We start from the raw sequence: 17,503 nt of genomic DNA, 5'->3' as shown, positions 1-17,503 counted from the left end.
GATGAAGAGTACTGGCCTGATCAGTTGCTCCGATTAGGGTATCCACCGTGTCTGAGCCGTCGATTCGAGTGCTGGTCGCCGAGGACGAGGCGCTGATCCGGATGGATCTCGTAGAGATGCTCGGCGAACTGGGTTATTCCGTCGTCGGCCAGGCGGCCAATGGTCAGATCGCAGTCGATCTTGCCGTGCAATTGCGGCCAGATGTTGTGCTCATGGACGTGGCAATGCCGGTGCGTGATGGGCTTTCGGCAGCGACTGAAATCATCGAGCAGCGATGTGCGCCGGTCGTCATGGTCACGGCGTTCAGCGAGAGCGACACCGTGCAGCATGCGGCGCACGCTGGGGCTCTGGGCTATCTCGTCAAGCCCTTCAATAGATCAGACCTTCGCCCGGCAATTGAGCTTGCCGTCGCTCGCTGGGCCCAGATGCTCCAACTCGAAGCGCAGGTGGACGATCTGGGTGCGCGCGTGCGGGCTCGCGATGTAGTTGACGAAGCCAAGAGCCTGCTGCAGGCCCAGCAGGGGATTTCCGAGGCGGAGGCATTCGCGCTGCTGCGCAGGCAGGCAATGGACTCAAGGGTCACTTTGGCCGAGGTTGCGGCCCAAGTTCTGCGCGCGTCACCAGCTTCCAACGACCTCCACTAGACCAAGGTTCGCGCCCTAGGATCGCGCTATGTCCAATGGTCGTTTGATGTTGCTTGACGGACACTCCCTTGCCTATCGCGCATATTTCGCACTGCCGGTCGAAAACTTCTCGACCACCACAGGTCAACCCACCAACGCGGTGTATGGCTTCACCTCGATGCTCATCAACATCCTGCGCGATGAGCAGCCCACGCACGTAGCCGTCGCCTTCGATGTCTCTCGCAAGACCTTCCGCTCTGACATGTTTCCTGAGTACAAGGCCAACCGTGAATCCTCACCTGAGCCATTCAAGGGCCAAGTCCCTCTGATTCAGGAAGTGCTGCACGCTCTGGGCATCAAGGTGATCGAAGCCGACGGATATGAGGCCGACGACATCATCGCCACCTTGAGCGAGCAAGCAAAGGCTTCTGAGTTTGAGGTCGTGATAGTTACTGGCGACCGCGATTCCTTCCAGCTCGTCGATGACCACACGACAGTGCTGTACCCGCGCAAAGGGATGTCCGACCTTGCGCGCATGACTCCGGCCGCCGTGGAGGAGAAGTACGGATTGACGCCGACGCAGTACCCGGACTTCGCGGCCTTGCGTGGCGACCCAAGCGACAACCTGCCCGGCATCCCTGGCGTGGGTGAGAAGACTGCCACCAAGTGGATCATCGAATACGGAAGCCTGGCTGAGCTCATTGATCACGCCGATCAGATCAGCGGCAAGGTTGGAGATTCGCTTCGGGCCAATCTGCCGCAGGTGCTCCTGAATCGGCAGCTCACTCAGTTGGACAGCGCGGTGCCTATGGAGCTGCATGTGGATGACTGTGCGATGCAGGAGTTTGACCGCGAGGCGATCGACCAGCTCTTCACAACCCTGCAGTTTCGGGCGCTGCGTGAACGGCTCGCCGCTCTTCGGCCTGCAGGTGCGCAGGCCGAAGTTATTGCACCCACAGTCGAGCAGGATGTCGTCATTGTCACCGCTAATGAGATGTCGGCTTGGCTTTCAGCATTGACGCAACCAGCCTGCTTCGACTTTGAAGGCACCTGGGGCCACGGCGGCGGCGAGTTGCGTGCCATCGCTATTCAGGGCGCCGGACAAGCAGCAGCCATATTCGATCTCGATGAGGTCGAGGTGCGGTCCCAGGTGATGACCTGGCTAGAGGATTCAGACATCGCCAAGGTCGGCCACGGCGTCAAGGGGCCAGCGCTCGCGCTGCTTGCACAGGGAGTGGAGCTCAGGGGAGTCGTGTTCGACACCCAACTCGGCACCTACATCGCTTCGCCGGGCCAACCGTCGTATTCGCTGGAGGCCTGTGCCAACAAGTTCCTGGGTCGTGAACTTGCCTCCGCCAATGCTGCTGGCCAGCTGGAACTCGAGCCCTCCGACCGGTCACATCTGGCCGACCATGTTGCAGCTGTTGGCGAGCTGCACGAATATCTCCAGACCCGGCTGGCAACACAGGAGGAGCAGTCGCTACTCACCGACCTTGAGATACCACTCACCCTGCTGTTGGCACGAGTCGAATTCGATGGCGTTGCCGTCGATCGAGAGTTGCTCAGCGAATTGAGTTCAGGCTTCGCTGCGAATATGCGCGAATCAGAGTCGGCTGCATATGCGATCGTGGGACGACCCTTCAACCTTGGCTCACCGAAGCAGTTGCAGGAAATTCTCTTCGTCGAGCGTGACTTGCCCAAGACCAAGAAAATCAAGACTGGCTACACGACTGATGCCGAATCTCTGCAGAGCCTGTTTGCAAAGACCGGCGACCCACTGCTCTCCGAGCTGCTCGATTGGCGCGATCGGTCCAAGCTGCGCCAGATAGTCGAGGGCCTGATTCCAGTCATCGGTGCCGACGGGCGCCTGCACACCACCTATTCACAGCTCATGTCCGCCACTGGTCGCGTCTCGAGTTCTGACCCCAACCTGCAGACCATCCCCATCAGATCTGAGGCCGGTCGTCAGATTCGCAAATGCTTTGTCGTCGGCCAGGGCTACGAGACCTTGATGACAGCCGACTACAGCCAGATCGAGATGCGGATCATGGCGCACCTGTCGCAGGACGAAGGTCTCATCGCTGCCTTTCGCGCGGGGGAGGATCTCCACACCACCGCTGCTTCCCAGGTATTCGGAGTTGAGCCGTCAGAGGTTGATCCCGAGATGCGGCGCCGCATCAAGGCGATGTCCTACGGGCTTGCCTATGGGCTTTCGGCCTACGGGCTGGGTCAGCAGCTCGGTGTCGGCCCTGATGAGGCGCGAGTGCTCATGGATACCTACTTCTCCCGATTCGGCGGAATGCGTGACTACCTCGCGGCGGTCGTGGAGGAAGCACGGCAGCGTGGCTACACCGAAACCATCCTTGGCCGCCGCCGTTACCTGCCTGACCTGACTTCAGATAACCGCCAGCGTCGCGAGATGGCTGAGCGGATGGCCCTCAATGCCCCTATCCAGGGCACCGCGGCCGACATCATCAAATTGGCGATGTTGGGGGTTGCCGATGCTTTGGTCTCCGAGGGGCTGAGCAGCCGGATGATGCTTCAAGTCCACGACGAACTTGTGCTTGAGGTGGCGCCCGGTGAACAAGACCCCCTTCGGGAAGTAGTCGTGCGCTGCATGATGGGCGCCATGAGTCTGGACGTACCGCTGGAGGTCTCACTGGGCCTGGGATCCTCATGGGAGAGTGCCGCTCACTGATCTCGGGCTGTTCATCACCTCATAACAACCTCGCGTTCACGAGTGAACAAGGGGTGCCGTAGCCTTGGTCCGCTGCACGACCGTGCAGTGCCACCTCTGTGCAACCGCTCAGTTGACCTCTACTCCCATCGGACCTCACACTTCATGACCCTCTCTTTGAACGCACCAGCCCAAATCGCCATTAACGACATTGGCTCGGCTGAAGATTTCCTCGCAGCAATCGATCTGACCATCAAGTACTTCAACGATGGCGACATCGTCGAAGGCACCATCGTCAAAGTGGACCGCGACGAGGTACTCCTCGACATTGGTTACAAGACCGAGGGTGTCATCCCCTCCCGAGAGCTCTCCATCAAGCACGACGTCGACCCAAATGAGGTCGTACGCGTGGGCGATGTGGTCGAAGCACTCGTGCTCACCAAGGAGGACAAGGAAGGCCGTCTGATCCTGTCCAAGAAACGCGCACAGTACGAACGCGCATGGGGCACGATCGAGAAGGTCAAGGAAGAAGATGGCGTTGTTGAAGGGCAGGTGATTGAGGTCGTCAAGGGTGGACTCATCATCGACATCGGTCTTCGCGGCTTCCTGCCAGCTTCGCTCGTTGAGATGCGTCGCGTTCGCGATCTGCAGCCGTACGTCGGCAAGGTCCTCGAGGCCAAGATCATTGAGCTCGACAAGAACCGCAACAACGTGGTGCTTTCTCGCCGCGCCTGGCTTGAGCAGACTCAGAGCGAGGTCCGTCAGACCTTCCTAACCCAGTTGCAGAAGGGTCAAATCCGCGCAGGCGTGGTCTCGTCCATTGTCAACTTCGGTGCCTTCGTCGATCTCGGCGGAGTCGATGGTCTCGTGCACGTGTCCGAGCTTTCCTGGAAGCACATCGATCACCCGTCTGAGGTTGTCGAAGTTGGCCAGGAGGTCACCGTTGAGGTGCTCGACGTCGACATGGACCGCGAGCGCGTCTCCTTGTCGCTGAAGGCCACTCAGGAAGATCCTTGGCAGCACTTCGCGCGCACACACGCCATCAACCAGGTCGTACCCGGCAAGGTCACCAAGCTTGTTCCCTTCGGCGCATTCGTGCGAGTTGAAGAGGGCATTGAAGGCCTGGTCCACATCTCCGAGCTTGCTGAGCGTCACATCGAGCTGCCAGAGCAGATCGTTCAGGTCAACGACGACATCTTCGTCAAGGTCATCGACATCGACCTCGAGCGTCGTCGCATCTCGCTGTCGCTCAAGCAGGCCAATGACAGTGGCGATGCTCAGGCCCACGAGGAGTTCGATCCCTACCTGTACGGCATGGCACCTGCCTTCGACGAGGCGGGCAACTACGTCGGCCCAGCCGGATTCGACCCTGAGACGGGCGAATGGAAGGTTGGCTTCGAGGACGAGCGCACCCAATGGGAGCGCGAGTACGCCGAGGCACATGCGCGTTGGGAAGCCCATCGCAAGCAGGTCAACGAGGCACAGGTTGCCGATCAGGCCGCTGCCCTTGAATCAGGCGAGAACATCTCGGCCTACTCAAGTGAGTCATCAGAAGCCGAAGGCTCACTGGCAACAGATGAGGCACTGCAGGCTCTGCGCGACAAACTCGCTGGCGAGTAACCAGCCGCACAAGCAACTGCGAACGAGGGGTGCCGAAAGGTGCTCCTCGTTTGCTGTTCCGGACCAGGCAAATGTCGATAGGTTCTGCTGGTGATTCGAGTAGGCCTCACTGGCGGCATTGGTTCAGGCAAGTCCACAATCGCGGCGATGTTCAAGGTGCATGGTGCCCACATCATTGACGCCGATCAGATCGGACGCGACATCGTCGAACCAGGAGCACCTGCAATCGCGGAATTGGCGGCGGCATTCGGCGACAGCATCGTGGCGGCCGATGGATCGCTGGTGCGAGCTGAATTAGCCCGCATCGCATTTCAGACTCCAGAACTGACTGCCCAGATGAACGGCATCATGTTTCCGCGCATTGTCGACGAGACGAACAAGCGTTTCGACGATGCTGAGGCCGCAGGAGAGCGCATAGTCATTTACGACATCCCGTTGCTGACTGAGATGGGCACCGATCTCGTCCAGATGGCCATCGTGGTTGACGTGCCGGTCGAGACTCAGGTGGAGCGAGCGGTCTCGCGAGGGCTGCCAGAAGACGATGTTCGGCGTCGTATCGCGGTGCAGCAAAGCCGCGAGGATCGCTTGGCTCTTGCAGATTTCGTGATCGACAACGCCGGCAATCTCGAACAGACTCAAGAGCAGGTCGACCGGATCTGGGCCTCGTTGATGCCTGCGTAACGAAGTCAGCCCCTTCGCGTACCGTGTGGTCATGACACGCCCGATCACTGACTTGCAGCGGCGCGTGGCCCCGTTCAGCGTTCAGGCTGATTTTGAACCTGCGGGTGATCAGCCCACGGCTATCGCCGAGCTGACCAAGAGAATTCTTGCTGGCGAGCGCCATAACGTGCTGCTCGGCGCCACCGGCACCGGCAAGAGCGCCACCACCGCCTGGCTGGTGGAGGCCTTGCAGAGGCCGACTTTGGTGATGGCCCCAAACAAGACCCTCGCTGCCCAGTTGGCCACTGAATTTCGCGAGCTCATGCCAGATAATGCGGTCGAGTACTTCGTCTCGTACTACGACTACTACCAACCTGAGGCCTACATCCCGCAGAGCGATACCTTCATTGAAAAGGACTCCTCGATCAATGAAGAAGTCGAGCGACTTCGCCACTCCGCCACCAACAGTCTGCTCACTAGACGTGATGTGATTGTGGTGGCCACGGTCTCGGCCATCTATGGCCTGGGCACCCCACAGGAGTATGTCGATCGCATGGTCCGGCTGCGCGTTGGCGAATCCATCGAGCGCGACAAACTGCTGCGCAAGCTCGTCGACATCCAGTACACGCGCAATGACATTGCCTTCACTCGCGGCACCTTCAGAGTTCGCGGTGACACCGTCGAGGTCTTCCCGATGTATGAGCATCATCCGGTGCGCATTGAGATGTTCGGCGATGAGATCGAACGACTCATGACCCTGCATCCGGTGACCGGTGAGATCATCACCCAAGACCAAGAGATGTATGTCTTTCCGGCCTCGCACTACATCGCCGGTCCTGAGCGGATGGATCGTGCGATCGCGGGCATCGAGGCCGAGCTCGCCACTCGGCTTGCTGAATTTGAGACTCAGGGCAAACTTCTCGAGGCCCAAAGACTCCGTATGCGCACCACCTACGACGTCGAGATGATGCGCCAGGTTGGTAGCTGTGCCGGCATCGAGAACTACTCACTCCACATTGATGGGCGCGAGCCAGGCTCACCACCCAACTGCCTCATCGACTACTTTCCGGAAGACTTCTTGCTGGTCATCGATGAGTCGCACGTCAGCGTCCCGCAGATCGGGGCCATGTTCGAAGGTGATGCCAGTCGAAAGCGCAATCTTGTCGAGCATGGCTTCCGCCTGCCCAGTGCCATGGACAACCGGCCGCTTCGCTGGACGGAGTTCGAAGAGCGCATTGGCCAGACGGTGTATCTCTCTGCCACACCCGGTCCTTATGAGTTGGCTGCCGCCCAAGGCGAAGTCGTCGAGCAAGTCATTCGCCCCACTGGTCTCATTGATCCAGAAATCGTGCTGAAGCCCACTGAGGGTCAGATCGACGATCTCATGGACGAGATCAAGCTTCGGGCTTCGCGCGATGAGCGAGTGCTCGTCACCACGCTGACCAAGCGGATGGCCGAAGACCTCACCGACTATCTGCTCGACCACAACATTCGCGTCCAATACCTGCACTCCGAGGTCGACACCCTGCGTCGGGTCGAACTGCTCCGCGAACTGCGCATGGGCGTCTTTGATGTGCTGATCGGCATCAATCTGCTGCGGGAGGGCCTTGACCTTCCCGAGGTTTCGCTCGTTGCCATCCTCGATGCTGACAAAGAGGGATTCCTGCGTTCGGAGCGCTCGTTGATTCAGACGATCGGGCGTGCAGCTCGCAATGTGTCGGGTCAGGTGCACATGTACGCCGACTCCATCACTCCTTCAATGCGCAATGCCATTGATGAGACCACTCGGCGCCGTGAGAAGCAGGTGGCATACAACTTGGAGCGGGGCCTTGATCCGCAACCGCTGCGCAAGAAGATTGCTGATATCACCGATCTCCTGGCTCGTGAAGATGCCGACACCCAGGCGCTGGTGAGCGAGATTGCCTCGAATAAGTCAAAGAGACGAGCCCCGGCTCATCAGGGTGAGCTCGTGCAGTTGATTGACGACCTCACCGCGCAGATGCATCAGTCGGCTGCTGAGCTTCACTTTGAACTCGCTGCGCGCTTGCGCGATGAGATCCGAGACCTCAAGAAAGAATTGCGTGGCATGCAGGAGGCCACTGGCACATGAGCGTTCCGACCTTGCTATGGGTTGCCACGATCGGCGGATTTCTCGTCATCATCTTGATCGACCTTTTCGTTGTTGACAGTCGTCCCCATGTATTCAGCACACGAGAGGCTGGCACCTGGGTAGCTGTCTATTTCGCACTCGCTGTGTGCTTCGCCATCTTCATGTCCCTGTACTTCGGCATCTCATACGGCGGTCAATTCGTCACCGGGTACCTCACTGAGTACTCGCTCAGCGTCGACAACCTCTTCGTCTTTCTCGTCCTGATGACTTCCTTCGCCGTGCCCGCCATGTTGCAACATCGAGTGCTGTTAGTGGGCGTAGTGATCGCGCTGATCTTGCGCGGCATCCTGATCGTCATCGGTGCTGAACTCATCGCCAGGTTCGCCGGAGTGTTCTACGTCTTCGGGGCCTTCTTGTTCTTCACTGCCTGGAAGGTCTGGACTTCTCACGGTGCAGAGCCTGACCCCCAGGGCAACGGCTTGGTGCGCTTCGTATCGAAGCGGTTCGCGATCTCACCGCACTACGACGGATCGCATTTGGTCACCAGGGTCGCCGGCAAGCGCATGCTCACCCCCCTGGCCTTGGTCATGCTGGCGATCGGTACGACCGATGTGCTGTTCGCTCTCGACAGCATTCCGGCGGTCTTCGGCATCACCAAGGAGGCCTACATCGTCTTTGCTGCCAACGCCTTCGCTCTCATGGGCCTGCGCCAGTTGTACTTCCTGCTGCAGGGCCTGATGGGACGCCTGCGATACCTCAACTTTGGGCTCGCGATCATCCTCGCATTTATCGGCGTGAAGCTGATCCTTGAGGCCGTGCACGAGACGACTTCACTTGAAGTGCCGCTGATTCCCATCTGGCTCTCGCTTGGCTTCATCATTGGAGTGCTCGCGGCTACCGCGATCCTCAGCTTGCGTTTCCCTGGTGAAAACGCTGTTGCGCCCGCGATGCCGGATGCCTGAAGCGGAACCATCTGCAACTCAGGTCAATAACGCGCGCTCACCACTGGCGCTGACGCCATTCGGACAGATGAGGACGCTCAGTTCCCAGGGTCGTGTCGTAGCCGTGCCCCGGATAGACCCAAGTCTCATCGGGGAGTGTTCCGAAGATCTTGGCTTCAACACCATCGAGCAGAGTTTGGAAGCGCGCTGCATCTCCCTGTGTGTTCCCGACCCCGCCAGGAAACAGGCAGTCGCCGGTGAACAGGTGCGGTGGACCTTCAGGGTCGTCATAGACGAAGGCGATGGAGCCATCGGTATGACCGATCAGGTGAATGATGCGCAATCGCAGCCTGCCGACCTGCAGGAAGCTGCCCTCCTCGAGCATCACGTCCGTTGGCACAGGGATACCAGGAGCATCGATGGGATGAGCCATCGTGGTGGCGCCAGTGGCTGCAACCACCTCAGCGAGGGCATTCCAGTGATCCTGGTGCCGATGCGTGGTGACCACTGTCTGCAGGGATTCGCCAGTCAAGGCGATCAGCCGGTCCGGCTCGGCTGCTGCATCGATCAGCACCTGCTCTCCGGTGTCGCGGCAGCGCAGGAGGTAGGCGTTGTTGTTGAAGTCGCCCACGGCGAGTTTGCTGATGATCAGTTCGGGCAGTTCACGCACATCACCCGGGCCGCCGACTGTCACTGTGCCGGTATACATTGAATGGATCCTCCAGCTGGCCAGGGTTTATAGATGAATGCCAAGAGATGAAATGAGGTTCCGTGGCAGACCGATTGGTCATTCGCGGCGCCCGCGAGCACAACCTTAAGGATGTGTCGCTGGATTTGCCTCGCGATGCCCTCATTGTGTTCACCGGACTATCCGGCTCCGGAAAATCCAGTCTTGCCTTCGACACGATTTTCGCCGAAGGACAGCGCAGATATGTCGAGAGCCTTTCGGCCTATGCCCGCCAGTTCCTTGGTCAGATGGACAAGCCCGATGTTGATTTCATCGAGGGTCTCTCGCCGGCTGTGTCGATTGATCAGAAGTCGACCTCGCGCAATCCCCGGTCCACGGTCGGCACCATCACAGAGGTCTACGACTACCTGCGGCTCCTGTATGCCCGCATTGGCAAGCCCCATTGCCCTGTCTGTGGCAAGGAGATCGCTCGGCAGAGTCCCCAGCAGATCGTCGATCAGGTGCTCGAGTTGGCTCCAGATTCTCGCTTCCAAGTGTTGGCTCCGGTCATCCGAGAGCGAAAAGGCGAATACCAGGATCTTTTCCGCCAACTGCAGACCCAGGGCTATTCCCGTATCCGAGTGGATGGCGTGGTCTACGGCATGGATGATCTGCCCACCCTGAAGAAGCAGGAAAAGCACACGATCGAGGTCGTCGTCGACCGACTCAGCGTCAAGACCGAATCTCGCCGACGCCTCACCGACTCAGTCGAGACTGCCTTGAAGTTGGCCAGCGGATTGGTCGTACTTGATTTTGTTGATCTGCCTGAAAACGACCCGCATCGTGAGCGGATCTTCAGCGAGCATTTGGCCTGCGTTGAAGACGGTCTGTCTTTCGAAGAGCTTGAACCTCGCTCCTTCTCCTTCAACTCACCCTTCGGTGCCTGCCCCGAGTGCACCGGGCTTGGCACTCGTCGCGAAGTTGATGCTGAGCTGGTGGTGCCTGATGGCTCGGCCACTTTGAACGAGGGCGCTATTGCTCCGTGGGCAGGCGGCATGGTCTCCGATTACTTCCGACGGCTCCTCGAAGCTCTTTGCGGCGAACTTGACATCGACATGGACACCCCTTGGGACAAACTGCCAGCCAAGGCGCGCAAGGCGATCCTGTATGGCCATGAAGCCGAAGTGAATGTTCGCTACAAGAACCGCTATGGCCGAACTCGGTCCTACACCACCGGTTTCGAGGGCGCGATTCCCTACGTCACTCGCCGCCATTCGGAGACTGAGAGCGATACAGCCCGCGAACGCTTTGAAGGCTTCATGCGCGAGGTGCCCTGCCATGCCTGCAATGGGGCCAGGCTGAAGCCCCTGTCCTTGGCAGTCACCATTGCTGGTCACTCCATTGCAGAGATTGCGGCATTGCCAATCGGTGGAGCGGCCACGATGCTCACTGGGCTTGAGTTGTCCGCACGCGACACCACCATTGCCATCCGAGTTCTCAAAGAAGTCAACGAGCGCTTGCAGTTCTTGGTTGACGTTGGCTTGCACTATCTGACTTTGGACCGTGCCGCCGGAACCTTGGCAGGTGGCGAGGCTCAGCGCATCCGGCTGGCGACCCAGATCGGCTCCGGCCTGGTCGGCGTGCTTTATGTGCTTGACGAACCCAGCATCGGGCTGCATCAGCGCGATAACCGTCGACTGATCGAAACATTGGTCCGGCTCCGCGATCTCGGCAATACCCTGATCGTTGTCGAGCACGATGAAGACACCATTCGCACTGCTGACTGGATTGTCGACATAGGGCCAGGAGCCGGTGAGCATGGCGGCGAAATCGTGGTCAGTGGATCGCTCAAGGATCTGCTCAACAGTGAGAAGTCGCTCACCGGTCAGTACCTCTCGGGCAAGCGCAAGATAGATATCCCAGAAATTCGCCGACCTCGATCAGATCGCGTGATCACGGTCCAGGGTGCAAGTGAGCACAATCTGCAGGATGTGACAGTTGAATTCCCCTTGGGCTGCCTCGTTGCTGTGACTGGTGTCAGCGGTTCTGGCAAATCAACCTTGGTGAACGATGTTCTGTATCACGTCCTGGCCCGCGATCTCAACGGCGCCCGGCATGTGCCAGGTCGGCATAGGCGAGTCACCGGACTCGAATATGTCGACAAGGTTGTCCACGTTGATCAAAGTCCGATCGGCCGCACCCCTCGAAGCAATCCCGCCACCTACACCGGCGTCTTCGACCATGTGCGCAAGCTGTTTGCCGACACTCCTGAAGCCAAAGTGCGGGGCTACCTCCAAGGTCGGTTCTCATTCAACGTCAAGGGTGGCCGATGCGAATCCTGCTCAGGTGACGGCACGATCAAGATCGAGATGAACTTCCTGCCTGATGTCTACGTTCCATGTGAGCTTTGTCATGGGGCGCGCTACAACCGCGAGACCCTTGAGGTGCACTTCAAGGGCAAGAGCATTGCTGACATCCTTGATATGCCAATCGAAGAGGCCAGCGAGTTCTTTGCCGCCGTGCCGGCGATCTCGCGACATCTGGCAACTCTGGTTGAAGTAGGTCTGGGCTATGTGCGACTCGGACAATCAGCGCCCACGCTGTCCGGCGGTGAAGCTCAGCGAGTGAAGTTGGCATCCGAATTGCAGAAGCGTTCCACTGGTCGCACTATCTACGTGCTCGACGAACCCACCACGGGCCTGCACTTCGAAGACATCCGAAAACTGCTAGGTGTGCTGCACTCATTGGTCGACAAGGGCAACACGGTCGTGGTCATTGAGCACAACCTTGACGTCGTCAAGACCGCAGACTGGGTCGTGGACATGGGTCCCGAAGGCGGCTCAGGTGGCGGCAAGGTGGTGGCGGTCGGCACTCCAGAACAGATCGCCAAGGTCGGGGCAAGCCATACCGGCAACTTCCTGGCGAACATGCTCCCTGCGGCGCCAAATACCCGCCGCAAGCGGGCATTGACATAGCCTGTCCAAAGGAGGTTTGTGCAGATGACCGAAGCCGTGCAACGTCGCACCGTGCTCGCTGGCAGTGGGCTGGTGCTGGCCGGTCTCGCGGTAGCCGCCTGTTCGACCAGTGACGGAATCGCAGCGCCCAATGCTTCGGCCACAACTGCTCCAGATCCAACAACTTCGTCCGACTCTTCGGCAGGCGGTCAGGTGCTTGCTGCGACTTCTGCCGTGAGCGTTGGCGGCGGAGTCATCATCAGTTCCCCTCCAGTCGTCGTCACCCAACCAGTTGCTGGTCAGTTCAAGGCATTCACTGCGATTTGCCCACATCAGGGTTGTCTGGTCGCAAGCGTGGAAGACAACGAGATCATTTGTCCTTGCCACGGTTCGCGCTTTTCAGCTTCTGATGGATCAGTCATCAATGGACCAGCTGAGATTGGACTCCAGCCTGCTGACATCGCGGTTGAGGGTTCCAACGTCGTTCTGGCCTAGACGCGAACATGGCTGAAGCTTCGGCGCTGCGTCCGCCAACGGGCACGATTCCGACCGATCCCGGCGTGTATCGATTTCGCGATGCTCGGGGGCGGGTGATCTACGTCGGCAAGGCCAGCAATTTGCGCTCCCGACTTTCCAATTACTTTCAAGACCCGGCCGCCCTACATCCCCGAACTCAGGCGATGGTGGCAGCCGCGCATGATGTCGACTGGGTCGTCGTGGGCACTGAGGTTGAAGCCCTGACCTTGGAGTACTCCTGGATCAAGGAGTACGACCCCCGGTTCAATGTGAAGTATCGCGATGACAAGTCATATCCGTATTTGTCATTCACACTGGCCGATCAGTATCCGAGAGTTGCTGTCGTGCGCGAGGCAAAAAGGGCCGGTACCCGCTATTTCGGTCCCTATGCGCACGCCTGGGCAGTGCGGGCAACTGTTGACGAGTTGCTGAGGGTCTTTCCGATGCGCTCGTGTCGCGAGGGAGTATTCCGCCGAGCCCGTCAGATCGGACGCCCATGCCTTCTGGGATACATCGACAAGTGCAGTGCTCCGTGCGTTGGTCGCGTAACGGAGGAGGAGCACCGAGGCATTGTTTTGGATTTCTGCACCTTCATGGCTGGCAACGGCGAGGGCTTTGTGCGCCAACTCCAAGAGCAGATGGGTGAGGCCGCGCAAGAGGAACGCTACGAAGATGCTGGGCGCATGCGCGATCGGGTCGAGGCGCTGAAGAGAGCGACAGAACAAAATGCGGTCGCCTTCAATGAAGCAACCGATGCTGATGTGATTGCCGTGCAGGAGGATCCGCTTGAGGCTGGTGTGCAGGTATTTCATGTGCGCGGTGGTCGTATTCGGGGTGAGCGCGGATTCGTCATTGAAAAGTCCGAAGAGCTCACTCCAGGTGAAGTCGTGCAACGAGCCATTCAGCGGGTTTATTCAGATCCAGGTGTCAGCGACATTCCGCGCGATTTGCTGGTGTCCACTGATCTTGGCGAGGCCGGAGCATTGCTGGCTTGGCTCAGCAATCTGCGCGAGGGTGCCATCAATGTTCACGTGCCTGCGCGCGGAGACAAGCGAGCCTTGATGGATACCGCACTGAAGAATGCCGAGAACACTCTGCAAAGCCACCGGCTTCGAAGGTCCAGTGATCTCACTACTCGCAGTGTTGCGCTGGAAGAACTCCGCGAGGCTCTCGGTTTGGCCGAAGCACCGCTGCGCATTGAGTGCATCGATATCTCGACCTTGCTCGGCCAGAACACAGTAGCTTCGCTGGTGGTGTTCGAAGATGGGCTGCCACGCAAATCCGACTACCGCAGTTTCATCATTCGCACTCCGAATGCCGATGACACGGCCTCGGTGGCCGAAGTTGTCAGCCGACGCTTTGCGCACGTTGAGACTCAGGACCCAGCCGGTGGCGAGGTGAAGCGGAGGTTCGCGTACCCACCCGGCTTGCTTGTCATTGACGGCGGTCAGCCGCAGGTGCGAGCCGCACAAGATGCCCTGATGTCTGCTGGCATCACCGATGTGCCGGTTGTGGGCTTGGCAAAGCGTATGGAAGAGGTGTGGCTGCCCGATGACAGCGACCCGGTCATCCTGCCGCGATCCAGTGAGGCGCTCTACCTCCTGCAACGAGTGCGTGATGAAGCACACCGCTCCGCAATCTCCCTTCATCGCAAGCGCCGGGGCAAGTCGATGTCGGCGAGTGTGCTCGATGCCATCGACGGACTCGGCGAGGTTCGCGCACGCGCGCTGTTGAAGCATTTCGGATCAATGAAATCTCTCAAGGCGGCCTCGATCAGCGAGTTGCAGGCCGTGCCTGGAGTCGGTCCTGCTCTTGCTGAAAGAATTCACTCAGGACTTCATCAGGGAGAGGCTGCTCCGTGACCGATACGCGACCGCTTGAGATCGCACTTGTCACTGGTATGTCAGGCGCGGGCCGCTCAACTTCAGCTCGAGCACTTGAGGATGTCGGTTGGTTCGTGATGGACAACCTTCCGCCTGCACTCCTTTCGCAAGCCATCGATCTGGCCCACCGCACTGAAGAGGTCGATCGCATCGCCGTTGTTGTTGATGTGCGCAGTGGATCAATGTTCAGCGCTCTGGAGGCCTCAATCGCCGAACTCAAAGCGCGCGAAGTGCTTGTTCGCACACTCTTTCTTGAAGCCTCTGACGAAGCCTTGGTACGCAGATTTGAAAGCTCGCGCCGGCCCCACCCTCTGCAGGGGCAGAGTCGTATCGTCGACGGCTTGCAGGCAGAGCGGGCGCTGCTGGGAGATCTGCGCGCGGAAGCCGATGTCGTGATCGACACCTCGGCCATCAATGTGCACGATCTGCGTCGCAAGGTCGAGGCAGCATTCGCTGAAGACGCTCCTGGGGATCTCCGCGCCACTGTGCTTTCCTTCGGTTTCAAGTACGGCATTCCCGTTGATGCCGATCTCGTTGCCGACATGCGCTTCCTCGAAAACCCACATTGGGATGAGCGGCTCAGACCGATGTCGGGTCTGGAAGAGCCTGTTTCAGAACGAGTCATCAACGGGCCAGAGGCCCAGCTCTTCTACGAGCTGTACGTCGAGCTTCTGCAGGTCATGCGTGCCGGCTATCTCGCCGAGGGTAAGCGCTACGTGACCATTGCAGTTGGCTGCACCGGCGGAAGGCATCGCAGTGTTGCGTCATCTGAAGAACTAGCCCGCCGACTCCGGCAGATCGGCATTGCCACTCTCGTTGTTCATCGCGATTTGGGGCGCGAGTGAAGAAGGTGCCGAGCACTTTGGGCTCCCACGTTGATTCCGGTCCCACGGTCGTCGCCTTAGGCGGCGGTCATGGACTCGCCTCGACTCTGAAGGCATTGCGCCGGCTCACTGATCAGATCACTGCGATCGTTGGTGTCTCAGATGACGGAGGTTCGAGCGGGCGTCTCCGCAAGGAATTCGGCATCCTTCCTCCCGGCGATTTACGCGTGGCTCTTGCCGCGTTGTGCGGAGAGGACACATGGGGGCGCACTTGGCAACGGGTCATTCAGCACAGGTTTGGGGGAGTGGGAGAACTTGGTGGGCACTCCCTGGGCAACTTGCTCATCACCGCCTTATGGGAAGAGTCAGGTGATCCTGTCGCTGGTCTTGCCTGGGTTGGTGTGCTGCTTGAGGCCCAAGGTCGGGTATTGCCATGCAGCCTGCAGCCGCTGGAGATCCTCGCTCAGGTACGTGGCGTCAATCCCTTCTCGCCCGATGTCATCACCGAGGTGCGCGGCCAAGTAGAGGTAGCCACCACACCCGGTGAAGTCGTCAGCATTGCGATCGAGCCCAACCGACCTGAAGCTTGTCCGGAAGCGATACAGGCGATTCAAGCCGCTGAAGTTGTGATTCTGGGACCTGGTTCCTGGTTCACATCGGTGCTCCCGCATCTCCTCATTCCCGAGCTGTCGCGAGCAATTGTCGAGGCGGATGCGAAACGGATTCTGGTGATGAACTTGGCACCTGACCAAGATGAGGAAACAGCAGGCATACCTGTCGCCAAGCACCTCGAATTCTTGCGAGCAGCGGCGCCGGCAATCCGCTTGGATGCGGTCCTTGCTGATCCCCGGCATGTTGATGACCAGCCGCGCCTGGCTCAGGCTTGCGAGTCTGTAGGAGCCGAATTGTTCTTGATGCATCTGGCTCATGACAGTGGACGGATGCCCGGAGTGCATGATCCCGATCGGCTTGCTGTTGCCATCCGCACGGCCTTGGACGGGTGACACACACCCGCCTTCTTGATCCATGGCAGGATGCCTCCTCATGGCTATGACTGCCGCGGTGAAGGACGAACTCAGCCGCGTGGAAATCACGAAGACCTGCTGCCGTAAGGCGGAGGTTTCCACCATGCTGCGTTTCGCTGGCGGTCTGCACATCGTCTCTGGCCAAATCGTCATCGAAGCCGAGCTTGATACTGGTGCAACAGCTCGCCGCTTGCGCAAGGACATCCTTGAGATCTATGGGCACGAGAGCGAAATCGCGGTAGTGCAGGCAAGCGGGCTGCGCAAGGGAACGCGATACGTGGTGCGGGTGGTGCAGGGCGGCGAAGCCCTAGCGCGCCAGACCGGCATGGTCGATGGCAGTGGCCGCCCAGTTCGCGGCTTGCCGCCGGCAATTGTGGCTGGCGCTCTCTGCGATTGCGAGGCCGCTTGGCGAGGGGCCTTCCTTGCCCATGGCTCGCTGACTGAACCGGGTCGGTCCTCGTCCTTGGAGATCACCTGCCCGGGTCCTGAAGCCGCATTGGCGCTTGTAGGAGCTGCTCGAAGGCTCAGCATCGCTGCGAAGTCTCGCGAGGTCAGGGGAGTTGATCGAGTCGTCATTCGCGATGGCGATGCCATCGGCGCGATGCTCACCCGCTTGGGGGCTCATGAGTCAGTGATGGCCTGGGAGGAACGCCGCATGCGCCGCGAGGTTCGGGCCACGGCGAACCGACTTGCGAATTTTGACGACGCCAATCTGCGTCGTTCGGCTCGTGCCGCTGTTGCAGCGGGTGCCCGAGTGCATCGCGCAATGGAGATTCTTGGCGACGAAGTGCCTGATCATTTAGTCGTCGCCGGCAGACTTCGGCTGGAGCACAGCCAAGCAAGTCTGGAGGAACTCGGCGCGCTCGCTGATCCGCCGATGACCAAAGATGCGATCGCCGGAAGAATTCGCCGTCTGCTCGCACTGGCTGACAAGCGTGCCCAGGATCTCGGAATCCCCGACACCGAATCTGCGCTCGGACCAGAGTTTCTCGGCTAACACCGC

13 protein-coding genes are annotated in these 17,503 nt (G+C 59.4%); 12 read left to right on the top strand and 1 reads right to left on the bottom strand.

Annotated elements, in window-relative coordinates; genetic code table 11:
* Positions 1-47 precede the first annotated feature (47 nt).
* The 6 genes from Q7L55_01455 (at position 48) to Q7L55_01430 (ending at position 8,652) form a co-directional block, all read left to right on the top strand.
* On the top strand, positions 48-644 hold the full coding sequence (locus tag Q7L55_01455; protein ID MDO8731235.1) for a response regulator: 597 nt from the start codon (positions 48-50) through the stop codon (positions 642-644).
* Positions 645-672: 28 nt separating this feature from the next.
* Positions 673-3,321, top strand: coding sequence for a DNA polymerase I (gene polA, locus Q7L55_01450; protein MDO8731234.1), 2,649 nt, complete (start codon positions 673-675; stop codon positions 3,319-3,321).
* 144 nt (positions 3,322-3,465) lie between these two features.
* A complete protein-coding gene (gene rpsA / locus Q7L55_01445; protein MDO8731233.1) occupies positions 3,466-4,920 on the top strand; it encodes a 30S ribosomal protein S1 in 1,455 nt (484 codons plus the stop codon).
* 90 nt (positions 4,921-5,010) lie between these two features.
* Complete coding sequence (gene coaE / locus Q7L55_01440) at positions 5,011-5,601, top strand: dephospho-CoA kinase (GenBank protein MDO8731232.1); 591 nt, start codon at positions 5,011-5,013, stop codon at positions 5,599-5,601.
* A gap of 31 nt (positions 5,602-5,632) precedes the next feature.
* The gene (gene uvrB, locus Q7L55_01435; protein ID MDO8731231.1) at positions 5,633-7,690 is read left to right on the top strand and encodes an excinuclease ABC subunit UvrB; all 2,058 of its coding nucleotides are present in this window, start codon (positions 5,633-5,635) and stop codon (positions 7,688-7,690) included.
* Complete coding sequence (locus Q7L55_01430) at positions 7,687-8,652, top strand: TerC family protein (GenBank protein ID MDO8731230.1); 966 nt, start codon at positions 7,687-7,689, stop codon at positions 8,650-8,652. Before uvrB ends, Q7L55_01430 begins: the two co-directional genes overlap by 4 nt.
* A 37-nt stretch (positions 8,653-8,689) precedes the next feature.
* Here Q7L55_01430 and Q7L55_01425 read toward each other — a convergent pair whose 3' ends face one another.
* Positions 8,690-9,340, bottom strand: a complete 651-nt coding sequence (locus Q7L55_01425) for an MBL fold metallo-hydrolase (GenBank protein MDO8731229.1) — start codon at positions 9,338-9,340, stop codon at positions 8,690-8,692.
* Positions 9,341-9,402: 62 nt separating this feature from the next.
* Between Q7L55_01425 and uvrA the strand changes: the two genes are divergently transcribed.
* The 6 genes from uvrA to whiA are packed head-to-tail and all read left to right on the top strand — an operon-like array spanning position 9,403 to position 17,497.
* Entirely contained in the window at positions 9,403-12,273 is a 2,871-nt protein-coding gene (uvrA, locus tag Q7L55_01420; protein ID MDO8731228.1) for an excinuclease ABC subunit UvrA, read from the top strand.
* Between the two features lie 24 nt (positions 12,274-12,297).
* Positions 12,298-12,747, top strand: coding sequence for a Rieske (2Fe-2S) protein (locus Q7L55_01415; GenBank protein ID MDO8731227.1), 450 nt, complete (start codon positions 12,298-12,300; stop codon positions 12,745-12,747).
* Positions 12,748-12,755: 8 nt separating this feature from the next.
* A complete protein-coding gene (uvrC, locus tag Q7L55_01410; GenBank protein MDO8731226.1) occupies positions 12,756-14,630 on the top strand; it encodes an excinuclease ABC subunit UvrC in 1,875 nt (624 codons plus the stop codon).
* Positions 14,627-15,496 (top strand): RNase adapter RapZ, encoded by an 870-nt coding sequence (rapZ, locus tag Q7L55_01405; protein ID MDO8731225.1) that lies wholly within the window; start codon positions 14,627-14,629, stop codon positions 15,494-15,496. Before uvrC ends, rapZ begins: the two co-directional genes overlap by 4 nt.
* Positions 15,493-16,479 (top strand): uridine diphosphate-N-acetylglucosamine-binding protein YvcK, encoded by a 987-nt coding sequence (yvcK, locus tag Q7L55_01400; protein ID MDO8731224.1) that lies wholly within the window; start codon positions 15,493-15,495, stop codon positions 16,477-16,479. Before rapZ ends, yvcK begins: the two co-directional genes overlap by 4 nt.
* A gap of 40 nt (positions 16,480-16,519) precedes the next feature.
* A complete protein-coding gene (whiA, locus tag Q7L55_01395) occupies positions 16,520-17,497 on the top strand; it encodes a DNA-binding protein WhiA (GenBank protein ID MDO8731223.1) in 978 nt (325 codons plus the stop codon).
* The last annotated feature ends 6 nt before the right edge of the window (positions 17,498-17,503 follow it).

Source organism: Actinomycetota bacterium (assembly GCA_030650795.1).
Classification (GTDB): Bacteria; Actinomycetota; Actinomycetes; order S36-B12; family S36-B12; genus UBA11398.
The sequence above is the reverse complement of the archived record's forward strand: the minus strand, read 5'-3'. Positions and strand labels throughout refer to the sequence as shown.

Bases quoted from the DNA above. Each gene is read 5' to 3' on its own strand.
- polA (MDO8731234.1), top strand. From the start codon at position 673: ATGTCCAATGGTCGTTTGATGTTGCTTGACGGACACTCCCTTGCCTAT.
- rpsA (MDO8731233.1), top strand. From the start codon at position 3,466: ATGACCCTCTCTTTGAACGCACCAGCCCAAATCGCCATTAACGACATT.
- uvrB (MDO8731231.1), top strand. From the start codon at position 5,633: ATGACACGCCCGATCACTGACTTGCAGCGGCGCGTGGCCCCGTTCAGC.
- Q7L55_01430 (MDO8731230.1), top strand. From the start codon at position 7,687: ATGAGCGTTCCGACCTTGCTATGGGTTGCCACGATCGGCGGATTTCTC.
- Q7L55_01425 (MDO8731229.1), bottom strand. From the start codon at position 9,340: ATGTATACCGGCACAGTGACAGTCGGCGGCCCGGGTGATGTGCGTGAA.
- Q7L55_01415 (MDO8731227.1), top strand. From the start codon at position 12,298: ATGACCGAAGCCGTGCAACGTCGCACCGTGCTCGCTGGCAGTGGGCTG.
- uvrC (MDO8731226.1), top strand. From the start codon at position 12,756: ATGGCTGAAGCTTCGGCGCTGCGTCCGCCAACGGGCACGATTCCGACC.
- whiA (MDO8731223.1), top strand. From the start codon at position 16,520: ATGGCTATGACTGCCGCGGTGAAGGACGAACTCAGCCGCGTGGAAATC.